Origin of the sequence: Mucilaginibacter myungsuensis, from assembly GCF_015222005.1 — a bacterium.
Taxonomy (GTDB): domain Bacteria; phylum Bacteroidota; class Bacteroidia; order Sphingobacteriales; family Sphingobacteriaceae; genus Mucilaginibacter; species Mucilaginibacter myungsuensis.
Window position 1 is genome coordinate 168,090 of sequence record NZ_JADFFL010000002.1, and the last position, 20,717, is coordinate 188,806.

General features: G+C 47.2%; 18 protein-coding genes. 7 read left to right on the forward strand and 11 right to left on the reverse strand.

From position 1 onward, the window contains the following. The first annotated feature begins 55 nt into the window (after nucleotides 1-55). The 4 genes from IRJ16_RS04580 (at nucleotide 56) to IRJ16_RS04595 (ending at nucleotide 5,400) form a co-directional block, all read left to right on the forward strand. On the forward strand, nucleotides 56-1,522 hold the full coding sequence (locus IRJ16_RS04580) for a sensor histidine kinase (protein ID WP_228079858.1): 1,467 nt from the start codon (nucleotides 56-58) through the stop codon (nucleotides 1,520-1,522). A gap of 7 nt (nucleotides 1,523-1,529) precedes the next feature. Then, nucleotides 1,530-3,059 (forward strand): TlpA family protein disulfide reductase, encoded by a 1,530-nt coding sequence (locus tag IRJ16_RS04585; RefSeq protein WP_194110354.1) that lies wholly within the window; start codon nucleotides 1,530-1,532, stop codon nucleotides 3,057-3,059. A gap of 166 nt (nucleotides 3,060-3,225) precedes the next feature. Then, nucleotides 3,226-4,716 (forward strand): TlpA family protein disulfide reductase, encoded by a 1,491-nt coding sequence (locus IRJ16_RS04590; RefSeq protein WP_194110355.1) that lies wholly within the window; start codon nucleotides 3,226-3,228, stop codon nucleotides 4,714-4,716. Continuing rightward, nucleotides 4,717-5,400 carry a LytR/AlgR family response regulator transcription factor gene (locus tag IRJ16_RS04595; protein ID WP_194110356.1) on the forward strand — a complete coding sequence of 228 codons (684 nt, stop codon included), beginning with the start codon at nucleotides 4,717-4,719 and terminating at the stop codon, nucleotides 5,398-5,400. A gap of 12 nt (nucleotides 5,401-5,412) precedes the next feature. Here IRJ16_RS04595 and IRJ16_RS04600 read toward each other — a convergent pair whose 3' ends face one another. Both IRJ16_RS04600 and aspS read right to left on the reverse strand, forming a co-directional pair. Continuing rightward, a complete protein-coding gene (locus IRJ16_RS04600) occupies nucleotides 5,413-5,877 on the reverse strand; it encodes an FKBP-type peptidyl-prolyl cis-trans isomerase (RefSeq protein ID WP_194110357.1) in 465 nt (154 codons plus the stop codon). Between the two features lie 91 nt (nucleotides 5,878-5,968). Then, nucleotides 5,969-7,714, reverse strand: a complete 1,746-nt coding sequence (aspS, locus tag IRJ16_RS04605) for an aspartate--tRNA ligase (RefSeq protein WP_194110358.1) — start codon at nucleotides 7,712-7,714, stop codon at nucleotides 5,969-5,971. A 198-nt stretch (nucleotides 7,715-7,912) separates the two neighbouring features. Here aspS and IRJ16_RS04610 point away from each other — a divergent pair, with 198 nt between their 5' ends. Both IRJ16_RS04610 and IRJ16_RS04615 read left to right on the forward strand, forming a co-directional pair. Further along, nucleotides 7,913-9,730, forward strand: coding sequence for a sensor histidine kinase (locus IRJ16_RS04610; RefSeq protein ID WP_194110359.1), 1,818 nt, complete (start codon nucleotides 7,913-7,915; stop codon nucleotides 9,728-9,730). An 18-nt stretch (nucleotides 9,731-9,748) separates the two neighbouring features. Continuing rightward, the gene (locus IRJ16_RS04615) at nucleotides 9,749-10,504 is read left to right on the forward strand and encodes a LytR/AlgR family response regulator transcription factor (protein WP_194110360.1); all 756 of its coding nucleotides are present in this window, start codon (nucleotides 9,749-9,751) and stop codon (nucleotides 10,502-10,504) included. Nucleotides 10,505-10,644: 140 nt separating this feature from the next. Here the strand turns inward: IRJ16_RS04615 and IRJ16_RS04620 are convergent, their stop codons facing one another. From IRJ16_RS04620 to IRJ16_RS04645, 6 genes are all read right to left on the reverse strand, one after another. Continuing rightward, nucleotides 10,645-11,271 carry an FISUMP domain-containing protein gene (locus IRJ16_RS04620; RefSeq protein ID WP_194110361.1) on the reverse strand — a complete coding sequence of 209 codons (627 nt, stop codon included), beginning with the start codon at nucleotides 11,269-11,271 and terminating at the stop codon, nucleotides 10,645-10,647. Nucleotides 11,272-11,313: 42 nt separating this feature from the next. Beyond that, the gene (locus tag IRJ16_RS04625; protein WP_228079860.1) at nucleotides 11,314-12,420 is read right to left on the reverse strand and encodes a WD40/YVTN/BNR-like repeat-containing protein; all 1,107 of its coding nucleotides are present in this window, start codon (nucleotides 12,418-12,420) and stop codon (nucleotides 11,314-11,316) included. 184 nt (nucleotides 12,421-12,604) lie between these two features. Then, a complete protein-coding gene (locus IRJ16_RS04630; RefSeq protein ID WP_194110362.1) occupies nucleotides 12,605-13,579 on the reverse strand; it encodes a hypothetical protein in 975 nt (324 codons plus the stop codon). Between the two features lie 53 nt (nucleotides 13,580-13,632). Beyond that, entirely contained in the window at nucleotides 13,633-13,947 is a 315-nt protein-coding gene (locus IRJ16_RS04635) for a low molecular weight protein tyrosine phosphatase family protein (protein ID WP_194110363.1), read from the reverse strand. Between the two features lie 14 nt (nucleotides 13,948-13,961). Continuing rightward, on the reverse strand, nucleotides 13,962-14,819 hold the full coding sequence (locus tag IRJ16_RS04640) for a hypothetical protein (RefSeq protein WP_194110364.1): 858 nt from the start codon (nucleotides 14,817-14,819) through the stop codon (nucleotides 13,962-13,964). A 114-nt stretch (nucleotides 14,820-14,933) separates the two neighbouring features. Beyond that, nucleotides 14,934-16,253 carry an amidohydrolase gene (locus IRJ16_RS04645; RefSeq protein WP_194110365.1) on the reverse strand — a complete coding sequence of 440 codons (1,320 nt, stop codon included), beginning with the start codon at nucleotides 16,251-16,253 and terminating at the stop codon, nucleotides 14,934-14,936. Between the two features lie 245 nt (nucleotides 16,254-16,498). Here IRJ16_RS04645 and ypfJ point away from each other — a divergent pair, with 245 nt between their 5' ends. Further along, nucleotides 16,499-17,365 (forward strand): KPN_02809 family neutral zinc metallopeptidase, encoded by an 867-nt coding sequence (ypfJ, locus tag IRJ16_RS04650; RefSeq protein ID WP_194110366.1) that lies wholly within the window; start codon nucleotides 16,499-16,501, stop codon nucleotides 17,363-17,365. Nucleotides 17,366-17,417: 52 nt separating this feature from the next. On the opposite strand, the gene IRJ16_RS04655 is transcribed toward ypfJ, so the two are convergent. The 3 genes from IRJ16_RS04655 to uvrB all read right to left on the reverse strand — a co-directional run bounded on the left by IRJ16_RS04655 (nucleotide 17,418) and on the right by uvrB (nucleotide 20,539). Continuing rightward, entirely contained in the window at nucleotides 17,418-17,798 is a 381-nt protein-coding gene (locus IRJ16_RS04655; RefSeq protein WP_194110367.1) for a DoxX family protein, read from the reverse strand. A gap of 73 nt (nucleotides 17,799-17,871) precedes the next feature. Continuing rightward, nucleotides 17,872-18,453 (reverse strand): Uma2 family endonuclease, encoded by a 582-nt coding sequence (locus IRJ16_RS04660; protein ID WP_194110368.1) that lies wholly within the window; start codon nucleotides 18,451-18,453, stop codon nucleotides 17,872-17,874. Between the two features lie 52 nt (nucleotides 18,454-18,505). After that, complete coding sequence (gene uvrB, locus IRJ16_RS04665; protein ID WP_194110369.1) at nucleotides 18,506-20,539, reverse strand: excinuclease ABC subunit UvrB; 2,034 nt, start codon at nucleotides 20,537-20,539, stop codon at nucleotides 18,506-18,508. Nucleotides 20,540-20,717: the final 178 nt, after the last annotated feature.

The following is a 20,717-nucleotide window of genomic DNA, read 5'->3' on the forward strand; positions in this document are numbered from 1 at the left end:
GCACCCTTCGTCACATTTTATTTATCAAGCCCTTTGCATGCTGTAACCTTGTGGCATGGAAAAGAAACCTTCATTTATTTCTTATCGCCGAGTAGAATTCGCTATTGCTACCTTTATTACCATATACATTCTATTTCTGGCCTTAACCGACGCACCCCGGGAAAGAATGTGGGCTGCCTGCTTGATAACAGTATCGACCTATTGCAGTTTTTTGATCTTGAATTATTGGGTATGGCCACAATACGTGCAAAAAAAGCGCTATTGGGAAGCCGTGGGGCTAACAGTGATCTTAGCGTTTTTAGCCAGCCTGACCTACATGGTCTATTTCAGTTATAAATACAACTGGATACGTAAAATCGAAGATGACCCCAACCGTTTCTTTCTGCAACAGGGATGCAGCATGGCCTTGGCTTTCCTTATGTTTTACATTGTCTATGTGATCGTTCGCGAAATAGTTGCTTATCAGCATCGATCGGCATTGAACACATCCGATCTGAGTTCACGCATTACCCGCGAAATTATGTTGGTGTTTGGCCTTTGGTTCGGTGGCATGATGCTCTTGTTGGTCTTTCAACATACCGGCCTCTTCAGGGTGATATTAGGGTTCTACTTTTTCTTTCTGCCCTACGCGTTCATCGTCTATTTCGTGAATTTGTATTGGCTTATCCCGGCTTATAAGCAAGGGCGTATTCAAAGCAGTTTGCTGTACTTCTTCGCTGTTTTAGCAGTTTGTGTGTCGTTCGGTATCATCGAGGTAGCGTTTCTACTGCAAACCTACCGACTACCTTTTATGGGATACGTATTGTTTTATTGGGTGATACCTACTCCGCTGATCATTGGGTTAACATGGCGGGTTTACTTAAATAACGAGGCAACCTATCAACAACTCCAAAAACTTAAGACCGCTCTCGGCACCAGCGATGCTAACCTGCAATACCTGCGGGCGCAGATCAACCCGCACTTCCTATTCAACGCGCTAAATACGCTTTACGGCACAGCCCTGTTAGAAAAAGCCGAGAAGACTGGCGAGGGCATCCAAAAGCTGGGCGATATGATGCGCTTTATGCTGCATGAAAATAATATGGACAAGATAGCCCTGAGCCGCGAGCTGGATTATATCCACAACTATATCGATCTGCAAAATATGCGTCTGGCCTTATCGCCGGAGATGAATATTGATATACAGATAGAGGATATAATCGGTTACTACGAGATAGCCCCGATGTTATTGATACCGTTTATAGAGAACGCATATAAACATGGCATCAGTCACCAAAATAAGTCGTGGATAAACGTTAACCTTTACAAGCGCGATAACATCCTGCACCTGGATGTACACAACAGCATGCACCCATATAACGAGAATGATCCCGAACGCGACCGATCGGGTACCGGCCTCAACAACGTTAAACAACGCTTGCAACTGAGCTATCCCGACAAGCACGAACTGGTGGTGCGCGAGAACGGTAAGGAATTTTTCATCCACCTATCTATCGAATTGACGATCATCAAAACTTTGTAACATCATTATGAAAAATATTTATTTAACCCTGATACTGGCAATCGGAGCGCTCGGTACATCAGCTCAGCAATTGGTGCTTAAAGGGCACGTAAAAGTACTACCGATAAACGACTCGATCGAGGTAAATACCTCTTACGACGGATATCATTGGAAGAAAGGGTCAATATATTTAAAGGCAAATGCTGCAGGTAATTTCAGTAAGATATTACCCTATAAACAAGCCAGGTTTGTCCAGCTGATCTATGGAAAAAGCACACAGTATATGCTGTTAACACCAGGCAGAGATGTGCAAGTATCGATCGCTGTTGATGCCGGATCAGCCCAATTTAACTTTACGGGCAAGGGCAAGCCGGAGAACGATCTGCTAAAAAAACTAAAATTAGAGGAGGAAGCGAACCTGCCATTTGTTAAAGAACTAAAATCGAAATATTCGTATGCAAACTGGTCCATAGATTCGGTGATCAGCATAAAGCTTCCGCTGATCAAAAGGAGTTTAGATAGTATCGGGTTATTGGTTAAAAAAGCCGGCCTGCCTATCGCTATTCAAGGCGCTATCAATACTCAACTTAAATACCAATATGCCAGCGGGCTGGCCAATAGTTTAGCCAATAAGCTAAACACAAGAACCAACAGGGCCGACTTTAACCTCAAATATATTGATGCTGTATTGACAAATTTTACCGTCCCGCAAAAACAAGAATTGGAGATAAGCGCAGCGGCAAATTATTACCTGGATGCTTACATGAAACTAAAATTGTGGAAAGGGATGTATCAATACCGCACCGATAAGGATACCATCCACGCGGCAGCTATATTTAAGAAAGACATGGGCGTTGTCTATGCCGATTTGGCGAACGACCCCGATCGCACTAACGAGGTTTATTTGTTCGGGACCCGGCTTAAAACCATTGTGCCGGCTTATGCCTGGGAAAAGCATCTCACCAATTTGTTATACCGTTTTTGTATGCAGGGACAATTGCAGACCGCAACCAAAATGATGCGGTTCATTAAGAACAATTGCGAGGACAAGCAATATATATTAGTAAGCGAAAAAATGTTCGCTCCCTTAAAACAACAGCGCGACCAATATGCCAATAATCTGAACATCAAGATACGCGCCGATTACCGCACCACTTCAACAGTGAAAGATATGGTGGCACCGTATAAAGGCAAAGTAGTTTTTGTTGATATGTGGGGGACCTGGTGCCCTTACTGTATATCGGATATGGAGTTTGAGCCGGCGCTAAAAGAACGCTTGAAAGATAAAGAGGTAGTGTTTTTATACATTGCCCGGGATGAAGATGAGGACGATGAAAAATGGCGCGACTTTATTTTTATCAACAACCTTACCGGCGAACACATCCGCAGAAATTCTGATCAGATATCGTCGGTATGGAACGAGTTCGGGATACCGGATAACGAACAGGCTTACCCGCGTTATTTGATATTTGACAAAGACGGTAAACTTGTCGAAAAGAATGCAAAACGGCCAACTGACAAAGCTGGCCTGGCCGTACAAATAGAAAAATACCTTTAAATATTCGCCTATTATCATAACCACAAATCGCGTAAAGAGAAAACCACAAGTACACAAAGGCATAGTTCGCTAATACATCGTGCAAAGCTTTGTGCCCTTTGTGTCTATAATGGATCTACCAGTCTTTGTGCGCTTTGTGGTTAAATTCGTCAAACACCAACCAAAAATGAAAAAAATAACCATAACCGTCCTCTTAGCCATAGCCACCCTAAGCAGCATGGCCCAATTTAAGATCAGTGGCCATATAGATCATATATCCAGGCCCGACAGCATTATCCTGAACCTCCCTTATGTTTACGGATACTACCGCGAGAATAACCAGACCATTCCCGTTGATGCTAAAGGGAATTTCAGCTTTACCGTTCCGCTCAGAGAGCAAAAATTCGCGACTATCGATTGGCAAAATAAAGAGATATCGATATTGATGACCCCGGGGAAGTCGCTGCTGCTTACGCTGGATACCGGTCGCCAATTTAAAAAGTTTGCCGGGACCGCCGGTATTGAGAACGATCTGTTACATCAAGCCAAACTGCACGACATTGCCTTTTTTATGCAAGGCGACCGCACTAATAACAAATACGGTTTGCTCAACGCAGCCGAAATGGAAGCGCAAGTGGTAAAACCCTGGCTAAAAATGCGGGACGATATGATCACTAAGATCAACGCGTCGGCCTTACCTACCCAAACTAAAACGCTTATCGCATCAGAAGTGAAGTATTTCCATTATGCTATTCTGAGCGATTTTGGCCGGGTGATGATACCCGTCGATATGAAAAAGGTGGATGACTTTATTTTATCCGTTTTTGACGGCACTACACCCCAAGCCGATGTATTCCCCGCAGGACCGATGTATTACTACTTTCACAAGGCTTATTTGAATTACACCGAGACCAAAGCGGTGGCCAAGTACGGCCAAAAAGATCCGCGGGCGTTTTTGGAAATTTATAAAATGCCGCTGGATAGTGCCAAGGTGTTAGTGAACGCCAAAGGAAAGCCTTACATCAATTGGATATTGGTAAAAAACAACGCCGACCCTAAAGTGGCCGAGCAATACCTTGCCCAGGCTATCTTTACCCAGATCCACGATAAGAATATCAATTTTGCCGAAACGCTGATGAGCGAGTTGGAAAAGACCTTCCCGCAAAGCGTGCATAAACAGTTCCTGCAAAACAAGATCACCGGGTTGAACGCGTTGTATCTGGCTAATAAGAATAACGAGAGCATACAGGTTTTTAAAGGTTATGAAAAGGTAAAGTCGATATATAACATCGTGAGTACCCTAAAAGGTAAAGTGGTTTACCTGGACATTTGGGGAACATGGTGCGGCCCTTGTAAAGAGGAGATCGCTTATCTGCCTAAGCTTAAAAAGCATTTTGAAGGTAAGGATGTAGTGTACCTTTACCTGGATATGGACGACGACGAAAAGGACGAAGCCTGGAAACAATTTATCCGCGTTAACGGGATGACCGGCATCCACATCCGCAAGAACGGCAAAGATGTACAAGCCTTTTGGGCCGAGTTACAAGCCGACGAAAACAAGCGTGGTTATTACCCAACTTACTTTATCTTCAACAAAGATGGTAAATTAGTCCAGCCAAATGCCGAGCGCCCAAGCGCCGAAGATGCGCTGTACAAACAATTAGAAAAATACCTGTAAATGATCAAAGCCATAGCTGTAGACGATGAACCGTTAGCGTTAGAGGTGATCCGCTCGCATGCCGGGCGGGTGCCCTTTTTGCAGATGGCGGGTTATTTTACCAACGCCTTTGAGGCTATCGACTTTATGGCCCGCGAACGTATGGATCTGCTTTTCCTGGATATTAAAATGCCCGATATCTCGGGCATCGAATTGATGGAAGGCCTGCAGCAAAAACCAATGGTGATCTTCACCACGGCCTATGCCGAGCATGCCGTGACCAGCTATGAATTGAACGCGACGGACTATCTGCTCAAGCCATTCTCCTATCCCCGCTTTTTAAAAGCCTGCCACAAGGCGCACGAGCAATTGCAATTAAAACAAGGCAACAAACCCGCCGTGGCCGACAGCGTATTTGTAAAAACAGGCTACGAGCAAGTGAAGATCATGTTCGACGAGTTACTTTACCTGGAAGGGGGCGGCAATTACATGAGTTTTGTAATGGCCGATGGCCGCACGATCCTATCGCGACTGACCATGACCGATGCCTTGGCCCTGCTCCCTGCCGAATTATTTGCGCGGGTGCACCGATCCTACATCATCAACAAAAGCAAAGTAGATAAAATAGAACGGCATCAATTGCACCTTGGCGGACAAACCGTGCCCGTTGGTAGTGCATTTGATGCCGTTAATATATTGAAATAGCCGTTGCGGCTATTAGCGCATGCTCAACAGATCGACCGTGAACATCAACACCGAGTTTGGCGGGATACGGCCATTATCTGTATTGCCATAACCTAAACCCGACGGGATGTACAGGATAATGCGACCACCTACGTTTATCTTCTGTAAACCAAGCGTCCAGCCCCTTATCACACGACCCATATCAAAGCTGATGCCATTGTTCTTATCGAATTGCGCACCACTGCTCAGGAATTTACCCTCGTAGTTAACCGTAACGTTAGAGTTTGCGGTAGGGAATGCTCCGGTACCCGGGGTAACGACGGTGTAGTAAAAGCCAGCACTATCTTTAGTTGCCGTAAGGTTATTGCTTTTTAAATAAGCCTTGATCTGCGCGTCATCTGCAGCGGCTTGTACAGCAGCATCGAACGGGGCTTCTTTTTTACTACAAGCAGCCAGTCCGGCTACCATTACAAACAGTACTAATATGTATTTTTTCATCTTTTCTATAAACTCAAAACAGGGCTAAAAATTGCCCGGACCTCTCAACGTGATGTTCCTGATCTCTAATTAACTGATCTCTAACCTCTGACTAAAGAACCGTCCTTATCTTCAACTCCTGCATTTGCGCCTCGGCAATGGTAGATGGCGAGTCTATCATCACATCGCGGCCTGAGTTGTTCTTAGGGAAGGCGATCACATCACGGATCGAGTCCAGCTCGGCAAAGATCGATGCCAAACGGTCGAAACCGAAAGCGATACCACCATGCGGAGGTGCGCCAAACTCGAAAGCATCCAGCAAGAAGCCGAATTGCTTTTGAGCCTCTTCAGGCGAAAAGCCCAGGTGCTTGAACATCAGCGATTGCAGTTTTTTGTCAGATATACGGATAGATCCGCCACCGATCTCGGTACCGTTGATCACCAGGTCATACGCGTTAGCGCGAACTTCGCCCGGGTTGGTATCCAGCATGTCGATATCCTCCGGCTTAGGCGAGGTGAACGGGTGGTGCATAGCATGATAGCGTGCGCTCTCCTCGTCCCACTCCAACAGCGGGAAATCAAGCACCCATAAAGGCGCGAATTTGCTCTTATCGCGTAAGCCTAAACGGCCGCCTATCTCTAAGCGTAACTCGTTCATTTGCTTGCGCACTTTGTCGATCCCACCGGCCAAGATCAAAATTAAGTCGCCTGCTTCGGTGTTCAGTGCTTTGCTCCACTCGGCTAAAGCAGCTTCATCGTAAAATTTATCTACGGACGACTTGATCGTTCCGTCCTCGTTATGGCGGGCATAGATCAGGCCAGTAGCGCCAATTTGCGGGCGTTTTAACCACTCGGTCAGCTCGTCTAATTGCTTGCGTGTGTAGTTAGCGCAACCTTTAGCGTTGATAGCTACAACCAATTCAGCATTGTCAAATACGCCAAAGTTCTTGCCTTTTACGATGTCGTTCATCTCTACAAACTCCATCCCGAAACGGATATCCGGTTTATCAGATCCGTACAGGCGCATCGCGTCCGCATAATACATTCTTGGGAAGTCTGTTAACTCCACACCTTTCACTTTGCTGAACAAGTGGCGGGTCATGCCCTCAAATATGTTCAGGATATCTTCTTGCGTAATGAAAGACATTTCGCAATCTATCTGGGTAAACTCCGGCTGACGATCTGCACGCAGGTCCTCGTCACGGAAACATTTCACGATCTGGAAATAACGGTCGAACCCGCTCACCATCAGCAATTGCTTAAATGTTTGCGGCGATTGTGGCAGGGCATAAAACTCGCCCGGGTTCATGCGGCTTGGTACTACGAAATCGCGCGCACCTTCCGGGGTCGATTTGATCAGTACCGGGGTCTCTACCTCAATAAAGTCAAGGTCGCTCAGGTAACGGCGCACCTCTTGTGCCATTTTATGGCGTAGCACCAGGTTATTACGTACCGGCGTACGGCGCAGATCCAGGTAACGGTATTTAGCACGCAGCTCCTCGCCGCCGTCGGTATCATCCTCTATCATGAATGGCGGGATCTTCGACTCGTTCAGGATCTCCAGTTCTTCTACATTGATCTCGATATCGCCTGTAGCCATTTTAGCGTTCTTGCTGGTACGCTCTAACACGGTACCGGTAACGCGGATAACAAATTCGCGGCCAAGGCTGCGGCTTTTATCGCGCAGGGCAGCGTCGGTATCGCTGTGCAGCACCAGTTGGGTCAGACCATAACGGTCGCGCACGTCAATAAAGGTAGTGCCGCCAAGGTCGCGGGATTTTTGCACCCATCCGCAAAGGGTAACCTTCTGACCAACATGGCTGATCTGTAATTCGCCGCAAGTGTGTGTACGTAGCATAGCTAAATTGTTGTAAAAGCGCAAAAGTAACCTTTTGACGTGAAAGCTGAAAGGTAAAAGGCGAAAGGTTTTAGCCCAACTCATTCATTCTTACCAAATACTCTCCCAACCTTTACGGATACTCGATCTGGATTGCTACACCTCGTTTTGTTGAACACTTTTGTGATGTCAATAAAAAACACGTAAACTTAAAACACAATGAGAAAGACCAAACTCCTTATCCTTTCCCTGCTGATTACCGCAGCAGGTACCGTCGGGCCAGTTAATGCACAGGATGCCCCAAAGCAGCAAACTCAGCCAAAACAAGTAGACCTGCACAACCCTCCGGCTACAGGCCAGTTCGTATTTTATCAAAGCGGGGTAGACACAAGGACAATGATCAGAGCGCGTTCTTATAGCGTGACAGAGGCGGACAAGCTTTATACCGTGCCTTACTCGATCTATAAGGATACGGTGATCCATATCAAAGAAAAGAGCGAGTATATTGCATATGGCAAAGGCATTATTAAAGATGTACAACATAACAGCCCGATCATGCTGGGCGTCAAAGTAAGTAGTTCGAAGCGTAACTACGGCGCCAGTATTAGGCTCATGTCTAAGATCTACCCAAGTTATTTGATTAGTGATAATGCCGATGCCGAGATTGTGGCGATGGGCATAAACAAGGGAAATGTCAACGATTTTCGATACCGGGTGGTTCAGGATGATAGCATTGAAGTAGTGCATTGGTCAAAGGTGCCGCTCGATAAAAGATTTGGTGCGATGGTACCTTACGGTGCGGTGGGTAATTACAAAGCATTGGGTAAGCTGCTGATGGTGGAAGTTGTAAATGTTAAGGACTACAGCATTCGCGATGGTGTTATCTTAGATTGGCGCAAAGATGTTAGGCCTTTAATAGAGCAGATCTATCTGAGCTTTTCACACACCGATAATAAGCAAGAATCTGCCGCAAATATTACCAGTGTTAGCAAGAATAGAGGGTATGCAAAAAAGTTTATTAATGGTACAACTATCCCTGCCGATCTCAAATTCCCTGCCGATAGCGTGTCGTCCTTCCGGGTGAACGTCAAACCACATTCTACGGTGCCTTATCGCATTATAATGCAGTTCGACGATGGCAAGGAGCCTAACGAATATGAGTTAGCATATTACATGTTGGGGGACCATATAGATATCCAAAGCGACGATTTTGAAAAGCCCGGAAAATACAAAGTAATCATCAGTCCGCTAAGTGCCGGGGAACAAAAGGTTGTCATCCCTTTTGAAGTGACTCCGCCTCCCTTAGGCGAAAAAAAAGTATCCATTAAACAGATCCTGCCTTACACAATAGCGACCCTTAGCGGGGTCGCATTTTTATTTTTTATATACCGCCGGCGTGGACGGATACGATTAGCGAGATCTGAACAGGAGAAACAAGTAGCCAACCTCAAACTCAACTCTGTCCGCTCGCAACTGAATCCGCATTTTATGTTCAATGCGCTAACGTCGATACAGAACCTGATGAACCAGCAGGATACCGAGGGTGCTAACCATTACCTGAGCAAGTTTGCCGGGTTGACCCGCCAAGTGCTGAGCACCAGCGCGCAGGAACTGGTAAGTTTAGCCGATGAGCTTAAGTTGATGACCGACTACCTGCAAATGGAGCAATTGCGCTTTGGTTTTGAATATGATATTAATGTTGATGCCGGCATTAACCAGGCCAATACCGATATGCCCAATATGCTGTTGCAGCCTTTTATTGAGAATGCCGCCAAGCACGGCGTGAGCGCTTTGCAAAGCAAAGGCAAGATCAGTGTAAACATTATCAAACAGCAACGCGACCTGGTGCTGACGGTTGCTGATAACGGCCCGGGCTTTGGCAACGGAAACAGCACCGGCAATGGCGTAGGCGTTAAAATAAGTAAAGAACGTATTGATCTGCTGAACCAGATCTACAAGGACCAGCCGATCTTAATGAACATAGACAGCACAACCGGCGGCGCAACCATTACCATCACCTTGACCAACTGGCTTTAATATCGCTAATTTTATCGCATGGATATCAACTGTGTCATTATCGACGACGAGCCTAACAATATTACTAACCTGCAAACCTTGTTGCAAGCGCATTGCAGCGGCTTAACCATAGCCGCTGCCGCGCTTAATGCTGATGATGGTATTGCCGCTATCCGTCAACACCGGCCGGGATTGGTTTTTTTGGATATCCAAATGCCGGGCAAATCGGGCTTTGAGGTATTGAAGGCTTTTGCCCATCCCGATTTTGAGGTGATCTTTATTACCGCTTATGATCAGTACGGCATCCAGGCCATCAAATTCTCAGCCCTCGATTACCTACTTAAACCGATCGACATCCCCGAACTGAAAGCAGCTGTAGAGAAAGCCCGCCAAAAATTATCGGCCAAAGCCCATGATGCCAAGCTGGAGAACCTAATGGCCTACATGCAACGCGGGCAAAAAGAGGTGCCCAAGATCGCGCTGCCCACCCTCACCGAAACACGCTACATCAAAATAGACGAGATAGCCCGTTGCGAAGCATCCGACAATTACACCACCTTCTTCACCCGCGATGAGCAATTACTGGTCTGTAAAACTTTGAAAGACTTTGCCGAATTGCTGCAACCACACGGCTTCGTACGCACCCATCAATCGCACCTGGTGAATATCGATATGGTAAAAAGTCTGCTGAAAGAGGACGGCGGCGTACTGTTGATGAAGGATGGCGCCAAAGTGCCCATATCCCGGCAGAACCGTGATACGGTGAAAGGGGCGTTGAGGGGGTTGGGGGTGTAGTGCTTGATCTCACCGATTTGAGGAGGATTTCACCGATTTTTTGAACTCTCTTGTTTAGCGAGCTCTTGCAGGAATCTTATTACCATTCTGCAAATGAAAATCTGTGGACTCCTTCCAAAATCTGTGGAATCAAGAAAAGCTCAATCCCTCACACAACGAACAGATTTTGCGTGAGCAACAGAACTGTCAAAACGGAACGCTTTTGTTCGAAGCGGCTTTTCTCCGGGGCCGCCATAGCTGAAGTTCCATCCCCAGGCTTTGCCCTCCTCTGCCGAGGGTGTGGATGTCCACCAAAAACCCATAACACTCCGCACCTCATAACCATTATTTCTTCCAATGCCTCCCGGCAACCCGTTAAACCCACTGCTATTAGTACCGTTGCCACCTTCCATCCATCCCTCAACGCTTTTCAAGGCTTCACCAGCCTTGTCAGTCCCGCCGAATTGAGCTACCAATGCGGACCATTCGGCATCCGTGGCTAAATGCCAACCTTTGGGGCAGGCTTTTTTAGCGGCCTCCCAGGTATAAAGCAAGCCCAGCTTTTTTTGATTCTCCTCTTTCTCATCATAAGCATAACTTCCCTGTATCTTAAAGTTCAGGTTTTGGGCCATCCAGGTAACCTTTTCGCCGGTCAAAGGATCTGTATAGCTGACCGTTTTATACTTTTGTCCATCCCGCGCGTCGGTAAAGGTGCCGGTGGTTTGGGCTATTCCTGCCTGAGTGAAAAGAAATATAATAAGTAGCCTAACGATGTGTTGTTTTATCATGACAGATCATTTTCTGTTACAAATTTCACTAAGCTAAGATCATTAACAACCCTTGTTAGGCATCACATAGATCACGTCGCCCGAGGCGGTTAAATTGAAGCCCATATTTTCGACAGCAGGGAGCGACAATTTTTCCCATGTTTTGCCCATATCGGTCGAGCGGAATATGCCATTTGTGCAGCCACACACCAAATATTTGCCTGTTTGTTTAACTGATATGATCGCCGGTGCGTATTTAATGATGCCCATTTTGGTCATCATTAGATCCACCCATGATGCTTGCAGGTCTTTGCCTGTGTTACTCCAAGTCTTGCCATTATCCATAGAAATGTGCAGACTGTTAGTTTCGTTGATTGGATTGTTCAGAATGGCGGCAAATCCTCCGTCTATACGTTCTACAGCTACGCCAAGGCCGCCTTCGGTGACCACACGCTCCCAGTTCTGTCCATCATCGGCCGATCTGAATATGCCATCTTTGCTGGTGGTCAGCAACACGCCGTCCGACTCTACCAATTGCATCCGGCCGTTCCCAACGTGCAATTGTTGCCAGGTCTTGCCGGCGTTAGCTGATCTGAAAAGACTATTGCTGGAACCTATCAGTACGGTGCCTTTGGCCGTTTCGAAAGCCGTACGCACTTCTTTCATTTTATAATTCTTGTACATCCAATCCATGGTGCTGTCTATGCGCACGGCCTGCTTCTGAAAATCAGTGTACATGGGCGACCAGTTGTTCGTCCCGTTCGCTTTTTTCAAAAACTTACCCCAAAGGTCATAGGCAAGTATCCCATTGTTGCCAAGGGTAATATTACGTTGGTTGCCGGGGAAATTTTCTTTTGTCCAATTAGACGTTGCAGCATTTGATCCGTTATGATAGATCCCGTTCCCGGTACGTATGTATAACCCACCTTCATTTGCCAACAAGCCGTTTGCCGGTAAACCTGTTCTCTGCGTTCCTTCAGGCAGTCCCGCGCTAATATCCGTCCATGTTTGTCCGCCATCGTCAGATCTGAAAATGACGTTGGAAACGACCGATGACTTAACTTCTTTTTTTACGGGTTTCTTTTTTGGTTCCCTTTCTGTCAACACAAAAGAATTAAGTAGAAACACGACCAATAAAATAGCCGGGGCAAATACGAATAACTTTTTCATCTTTTTAATTTTAATGATGACCCTATCAGAATTAACAACAACAAAATTAGGCTGATACATTGCCGGGCAACGAATTTGGATCGTAAATAAAAATGTAAATTTTGTAAATATGATGCTTTACATCCCTGACAGCTTCAGATAGCGAGCACTGGCATGCCTTCGCAAAGGAGAAATTGCAATTATTCTAAAACTCCGTCCGCATGTCAAAATACGGCTGCATACTTTCCGCTGTCGATTCTTTGTTGTACACACGATGGAACAATAACTTTTTATCCTTGTCTATTCCGGGTAACACGTTGCCTATCACTTTCATCACGGCAAGGTTTTCGGCTTTAACGGCAAGGGTGTCGTTAATATCGATCGTAGACAGGTAACCGATCATTGGGTAAAAACCGTTGGGCGTTTCTTTAGTGTATACGCCCAATATTTGTGGTTTAGAGCTTACATCGCCCAGCGTGATCGGGAATTCCTGAATCTCTTTGGCCCTGTTCATAAATAGGCGGTATGTATTCACGAAAGCGCTATCGTCCGGGTACTTCACAATGTCGCTCGGCCTAAGGCAGGCCGACGCCATTTGCATGGTCAGCCGGGTGTCGCTGATGTAATTTTGAGCGATCTGGCGTTTGGCCAGTTCCAGCAGCTCGAGCGCGGTATGGCCGTTGTACATGTACGGGCGGATATCCCAGTGATAAAGTTTCCACCCGTAGTCAAATTTGGCATATACCAGCGTGATCATTTTACGGTTGATGCCTGTTCGCGGCAAATAAAAGGTGGTGTACATTTGGCGCGCTACGGTGTAGGTATGCACATCGTAACTATTAAGTCCCCGGTTACGGTTCTGTATCTTCAACATGGTATCGGGCTGGGCCACGGTATAGTACTCATCAAATAATTGGTAATCGCGCGTACGCAGTTCATGGCCCAAGATCTCTACGTTCTGCCGTGTGCGCGAGTGGTTGATCAGCTCTAAAGCCAGGTTATATTCCAGGTGAAGCTCGCGCTTTTGTTTCAGGTCGTCAAAAACCTCTTCGTTCAGCGCGTGCAGTTTTTGGCGGATGCCTGCGTCTATCTCGTCGTTCTTCCAAACGCCATCGGCCGGGCCGCAACTTTGCAAGGCAATGAACAGACCAAATAGCACGATATAAGTGATGCGGAACATAGGCAGGGATTGAATAACTAAAAATACCGTTATTGCGAATACCCTCCAAATTTTTAAAGAAATTCCTGCAAAGCCAATTTCAGTACAACCACCAATTCCGGGTCATTAAATTGATAGTCATCGGGAATGTGCAGTACGGTTAGCTTTTTACCGGTCAGATCAAAGCGTTGCTTCAACTTATCCCGATGTTTCACCTCCATCACAAATATCAGGTCGGCGCGGTCTATCATCTTTTGGTTTACCCGTATGCGGGCCTGCTCGCTTGTTCCTGCTGAACGGGCCTCATGCTCGGGGTGGTTGCGGAACAACTGCTCGGCCGTAGGGCTGCGCCATTGATTTTTACTGCAGATAAAGAGGAGCTGGGCCAAATTCGGTTACGGAATTAATTTTGAGAAGTACCCGGCTTGCTTTTAGCCTCATTGGCCTTTTTCCAGGCGTCCTGCGTTTGTATGGTCAGCTTATTTGCGGTACAGTCCCAGGTAGATACATAGTTTTTTGTGGTGACGATGTGTTGGCGCCAGGTGGTCATCTTCTCGTACAGCATCATGGTGCAAATATCTATCGCGGTCATAAAGGGGCTGTACTCATCCAAATGGTTATGGATGCCCGCATCGCTGATCTGTCCATCGGTAGCTCGCGTCGTTATCGGGATCAACGCTTTGTGTTGTTTTTCTACACTTTTTATCTCGTCATTTTTATTAAAGCGGATCAAACAGTCATTCCCGAACAATACCACGCCACTGATCTTGGGTCCGGTTAGTACGTAAACCCGCTTCTCGCCATTTAATATGATCGGGACAAAATTAACGTTGGCATTATTGTATGGCCGAACAAGGGTGTCCGACATGATCTTTTTGATACTGGCCAAACGGATCTTAAAAAGTTCGGCTTCTGTTTTATTGAATTTGCGCGAGGTGGTATCCACCTGGTACTTGTTAATATCCTGGTCGTAACCAAAGTTGATGAGCGCTAAAACTGTGGGATCTTCGCCTTCGGTAAAGATGACGTTCACCATGCCTTTGCCGGTATCATAGGACAGGAACCCTCTTGACCGACTCATTTTTGCAGGATACTTTGCATGAAATATATCGCTGCCATGCCACGATGCCCACTCCGAGTTGTAAAGCAATTTTCCTTCGGTCTCGATGCTATCAGTGATCTTTTTAAGATCTTTTTGCTGGGCCGATGCGCTGAAAATAATTGTAAATAGTGTGATGAGGGTTAACAAGGTTTTGGTCATGATAAGTTGTCTTTGGTGTTTGAAAGATAAGCAAAATTTTTGATGAGATACCCCAAATTAGCAGAAAGACCAAGGCTCGCCATTTGCATGGCATCTCACCAGCTGCACAGCCAATTATTTCTTCATCGCCATATAATCCAACGTTAAATTGCACAAGGCTTTCACGCCAAGGGTAAACCCGGCTTCGTCAATAAAAAAATCGGGCGTATGGTGGGCCGGCGCTTTGGTTGGCTCCGTTCCCTTTGGTAAGCCACCCAGGTGGAAGAAGATGCCCGGCACTTTTTCCTCGTAAAAGCTAAAGTCTTCGGCACCTGTCTCAGCCTGCCGCACAAATACGTTGGCTTTGCCGGCCGTGGCCTCAAAGGTAGGCACCATTTTGGCCACCAAGGCAGGATCATTATAGGTTACGGGATAGTGTGCGCTGTAGGGGATCTTCACCTCGGCGGTAGCGCCATTGCTTTCTGCCGTCTTGGTCACGATGGTTTTGATGCGGTCGATGATCATCTTTTCATCCTCGGGCGTGAACGTGCGCACCGTGCCCAGCATGGTCACATTTTCGGGTATGATGTTAGATCGGTTGCCGCCATTGATCGCGCCGATGGTTACCACTGCCGGGTTGGCCGTGATGTGCAGGTTGCGGCTCACAATGGTTTGCAGGTTATTCACGATCTGGGCCGATGTCACTACCGCATCCACGCCCGACCATGGATAGGCCCCGTGCGATTGCTTGCCTTTAATCACGATCTGCATATCGTTCACAGCTGCCATATCGCCACCCGGGCGGTAGCTGATCGTGCCCGATGGTTGGTACGATTGGATATGCAGACCAAAGATCACATCAACCTTAGGGTTCTCCATCACCCCCTCAGCCACCATCTGCTCTGCTCCCGATTTTTTGCCGTCGACCAATTCAGATGGCAGTACGCCCTCTTCAGCCGGTTGAAAGATGAATTTCACAGTGCCACGCAACTCGCTTTTCATACCCGATAATATCTCGGCCACACCCATCAATATCGCCATGTGCGAATCGTGCCCGCAGGCATGCATCACGCCGGCTTCGTTACCGTTGTACATGGTCTTTACTTTAGATCTGAATGGCAGATCTCCGCGCTCGGTCACCGGCAAGGCATCCATATCGGCACGCAGGGCAACTACCGGTCCCGGCTTGCCGCCTTTTAGTATGCCGACCACACCCGTTTTAGCCACGCCGGTCTTTACCTCTATCCCAAGTGCGGTCAGGTGCTTGGCAATGATATCTGCCGAACGCACTTCGTGGTTGCCCAGCTCAGGGTTCTGATGAAAATCGCGCCGCCAGGCGATCACTTTACTTTCGATGGCGTTAGCTTTTTTATCAACGATAGCTTTCGACGCTGTGGTTTGGGCGATAGCGGGTATCGTGAATAGTAGGGAGGCGAAGAGGACGATATTTTTCATAGTATGATGCGTGAGTTATGCCTCTAATATAGTTATCGGTAGCGGAAATTTGAGTCCCCTCTCTGGAATATTGCCGTCAATTTAATCTGAACGTGGTGAAGGAACTTCGCCACAAGGTATCCGGTACCGACTTGCCCGCTTTGCATTATCGCCACCCTCCCACGCTCCCCCGGCATCAGACAATTCAGCGGTCCAAACAAATACAATATATCCCACGTTATACCCACAAATTCAAACACATCATTATGAAATGGTTCGGCGGAAGGGAAAGCAATAATGTAGAGCAAGGAAGCGGCGGCGGTGGCCGCGGATTAGCTTTTGGCGGTGGTATTATTGGACTTATTGGCGCAGTGATCTATATGTTCACCGGGATAAACCCGGCCGAATTGTTAAACGGCAGTGGGCAACCCGACCAGTCGCAACAGACCACCAAGGTGGAAGGCAACATCAGCATGGATAAACGTTTTGTGCGTGTAGTTGTGGCCGGTACCGAGGATGTTTGGGACAGCCTTTTTGTAAGTATCGGCAAAACCTACGAGCACCCTACCTTGCAACTGTTTACCGACGAAGTGAATGCTGAAGGCTGCGGCTATGCAACATCAGCAACCGGACCATTTTATTGCCCCGCCAACCGAAGGATGTATCTAGATATGACCTTTTTTGACGACCTTAGCCAACGTTTCGGTGCGCCGGGCGATGCCGCCAAAGCTTATGTAATAGCCCACGAGGTTGGCCACCACGTGCAGAACCTGCTGGGCGTGACCGAGCAAATGGACCGTGCCCGTAGCCAAATGAGTGAGACCCAATACAACAAACTCTCCGTTGCCTTAGAACTTCAGGCCGACTTTTACGCCGGCGTTTGGGCGCACTACGAGCAGGATACCCGTGCTAAAGGTATTGTTATTAGCCGTAGTGATATTGACAGCGCCCTGGTAGCCGCTAACGCCATTGGCGATGACCGCCTGCAGCAACAAGGCAGCGGCCACGTTAATCCAGACAGCTTTACCCACGGGACCAGTGCCCAGCGGGCCTTCTGGTTCAAGAAAGGTTTTGATACCGGCGATATCCGGCAAGGGGATACTTTTGCGGCTTTGAAACGGGAAGAGTATTGATCGTTAAATTTTCTTATTGATGATGATGGCGCTGATGCCGCTGAACTACTTATTAAAGCGCGGTTGCTTGCTTATCATGCAGATGCAGCGTGAGACCAAAAGTGATGAGGTAGATCATTTGCTGGCCGGCCGCGTTCCAATCCTGTTTAGCGGTGGAGCCAAATATCAACACGCTGATCAGTAAGCCGCCGGCGATAAGCCCCAGGCGGCCGATCTTCCCATTAAAAAAGATCAGCAAACCGACCAACGCTTCGGCAAAAGGCAGTACGGTCAGGAAAGCTTTCACCAGCACCATCCGCAAAAAAGAATCAGCGAAACCGCTGCTCATTTTCTCTACAAACCCTTGAACGTTAGATACGCGTGACAGACCGTGCATCAGCATATTGATACCTAAGCCTATCTTTAACAGGTGCAGTGGTTTTATTTTATCCATAGATGACCGCAGAATTTATTATTAATGATGCCGCTCTGATGCCGCTAATACATTTGAACAGATCGGGGGCGTTTTAAACGCCTTCAAAAACGGTATCCAGATCCAACACAAAGCCCGGCAGGACAGGCGTTTCGATGTTATCGCCAATGGTCATTAACCGCGATGGCTGGTATTTCCTATCTACCAAAGTGTATTTTAAAAAGGTTTTATCCTGCGGCGATATGATCCAATATTCCAGCACGCCCGACTCTTCATAAACCTCGTACTTATTCCGCAGTTCTTTCTGATTATTGCCGGGAGACAGGATCTCTACCACGATGTCGGGTGCGCCGGTACAGCCACGTTTATCTAACTTGCTGACATCGCATACCACACAAATATCAGGCTGTACTACAGTGAAGATCTGTTCATCGATATTACTTTTACGCGCTAAACGAACGTCAAAAGGAGCGGTATAAACCTTACAAGTTTTACCTTTTAAATAGTTAAATATCTCATTAGATACCACAGCCGAGATATCTTGATGATACAAATTCGGCGCGGGTGTCATCTTAAAGATCTTCCCCTTGATCAGCTCGATGCGCTCCTCAAAGGTCCACTTTAGATAATCCGCGTAGCTGTACGTTTTATTAAGATCCAGATCAGATAATTGCATAACATCCTGACTTTGTAACAAATATGGCGAATTTGTTTAAAACGCTTCGCACTTAACTAAATTTCTCCAACATCATTTTCTCCAACGCGAACATCTCGTCGCGCAGTTTGGCGGCCGATAAAAAGTCCATATCCTTGGCGGCGGCCATCATATCTTTTTTGGTGTTGTCGATAGACTTTTGCAGGTCCTTTTTGCTCATGTACTGCACGATAGGGTCGGCGGCCAGGGCGTTGGTTACCGATTCTTCTTCTACGTAAGCTTTCTGTACCCCACCAATGAAATCCATTACGGATGTCTGTTCGATGATGGCTTCCCGTGTTTTACCTACCGTGCGTGGCGTGATGCCATGCTCTGCATTGTAAGCCATCTGTTTTTCGCGACGGCGGTTGGTCTCATCCATGGTGATCTGCATCGAATCGGTTATCTTATCTGCATACATGATCACCCGGCCACGGTCATTACGGGCCGCACGACCAATGGTCTGTATCAACGAACGCTCTGACCGCAGGAAACCTTCTTTATCGGCATCCAAAATGGCCACCAGAGATACTTCGGGAAGGTCAAGCCCTTCGCGTAATAAGTTGATCCCGATCAGTACATCAAACTCTCCTAAACGCAGGCCGCGCAAGATCTCTACCCGCTGTAAGGTCTTCACCTCCGAGTGGATATAGCGGCACTTGATACCCAGGCGGTCCATGTATTTAGCTAACTCCTCGGCCATACGTTTGGTGAGGGTGGTCACCAGCACACGGTCGCCCATTTTAATGGTATTGTCTACCTCTTCCAGCAGGTCATCAACCTGGTTGATCACCGGGCGTACATCGATCAGCGGATCTAATAGACCCGTTGGGCGGATAACTTGCTCTACCACCACACCTTGCGATTTTTCCAATTCAAAATCGCCCGGAGTGGCGCTAACATATAGGGTCTGCGGGGCAAGGCGCTCAAATTCTTCGAAGTTTAGCGGGCGGTTATCCAAAGCCGCCGGTAAACGGAAACCGTGGTCGACCAATGATATCTTGCGCGAACGGTCACCACCGTACATGGCACGGATCTGCCCAACGGTCACGTGGCTCTCATCGATCACCATTAGGTAATCGTCCGGGAAATAATCCAGTAAACAGAACGGTCGACCGCCCGGTTGGCGGCCATCAAAAAAGCGCGAATAATTCTCTATGCCCGAGCAATAGCCCAACTCGCGGATCATCTCCAGATCGTAATTGGTCCGCTCTTCTAAACGCTTAGCTTCAAGGAATCGGCCGTCGGCAATAAATTGTTTTTTACGGGTCTCCAATTCTTCCTGTATCGCCCAAATAGATTTTAAGAACCTGTCGCGCGGGGCCACATAAAGGTTAGCGGGATAGACCACCATGTGGGTCATCTTCTCAACCGTTTTTCCGTTGGCCGGATCGAACATACTTAACTCTTCAATATCATCGCCAAAGAAAGATATGCGGTAAGCATAATCCAGGTAAGCCGGGAATATCTCCACATTATCACCCTTCACACGGAAAGTTCCGCGTTTAAAATCGGCAGTGGTGCGGGCGTACAATATCTCAACCAATCGGTGTAAGAAAGCATTACGGGTAATGCGCGTACCCACCGCGAATTTGAAAACCGAGTTAGCAAAATCCTCGGGGTTACCCATACCATAAATGCAGGATATGGACGACACCACGATCACATCCCTCCTACCCGACATGAGTGCCGATGTAGTACGCAGACGCAGTTTCTCGATCTCCTGATTGATCTGCAGGTCCTTTTCGATATAAGTATTGCTGCTCGGGATAAAAGCCTCGGGCTGGTAATAATCGTAGTAAGATACAAAGTAGTTCACCGCGTTCTCGGGGAAGAACTGTTTCATCTCGCCGTATAGCTGCGCGGCTAAGGTCTTGTTATGGCTCAGGATCAGCGTTGGCTTTTGCGTTTGCTGGATCACGTTTGCCACCGTAAAGGTTTTACCCGATCCTGTTACCCCCAAAAGGGTCTGGAACGGATCACCATTATTAACGCCCTCCACCAGTTGACGGATAGCCTCAGGCTGGTCGCCGCTGGGTATATATTGAGATGTTAGCTTAAAATCCATGTGTCGTAAACAAAAATACGGTTTTAGAGATAAGAGGTTAGTTAATTAGATATTAGTTTACATTCTGACCATCAAACGTCTTTCTTGATACAAATTAACCATTCGGTGTTGACAACCCTATGTCAGCATCAAAAAGCGTATAGAAATATTGAACATTCAATTAGCCGTAATGTTATAT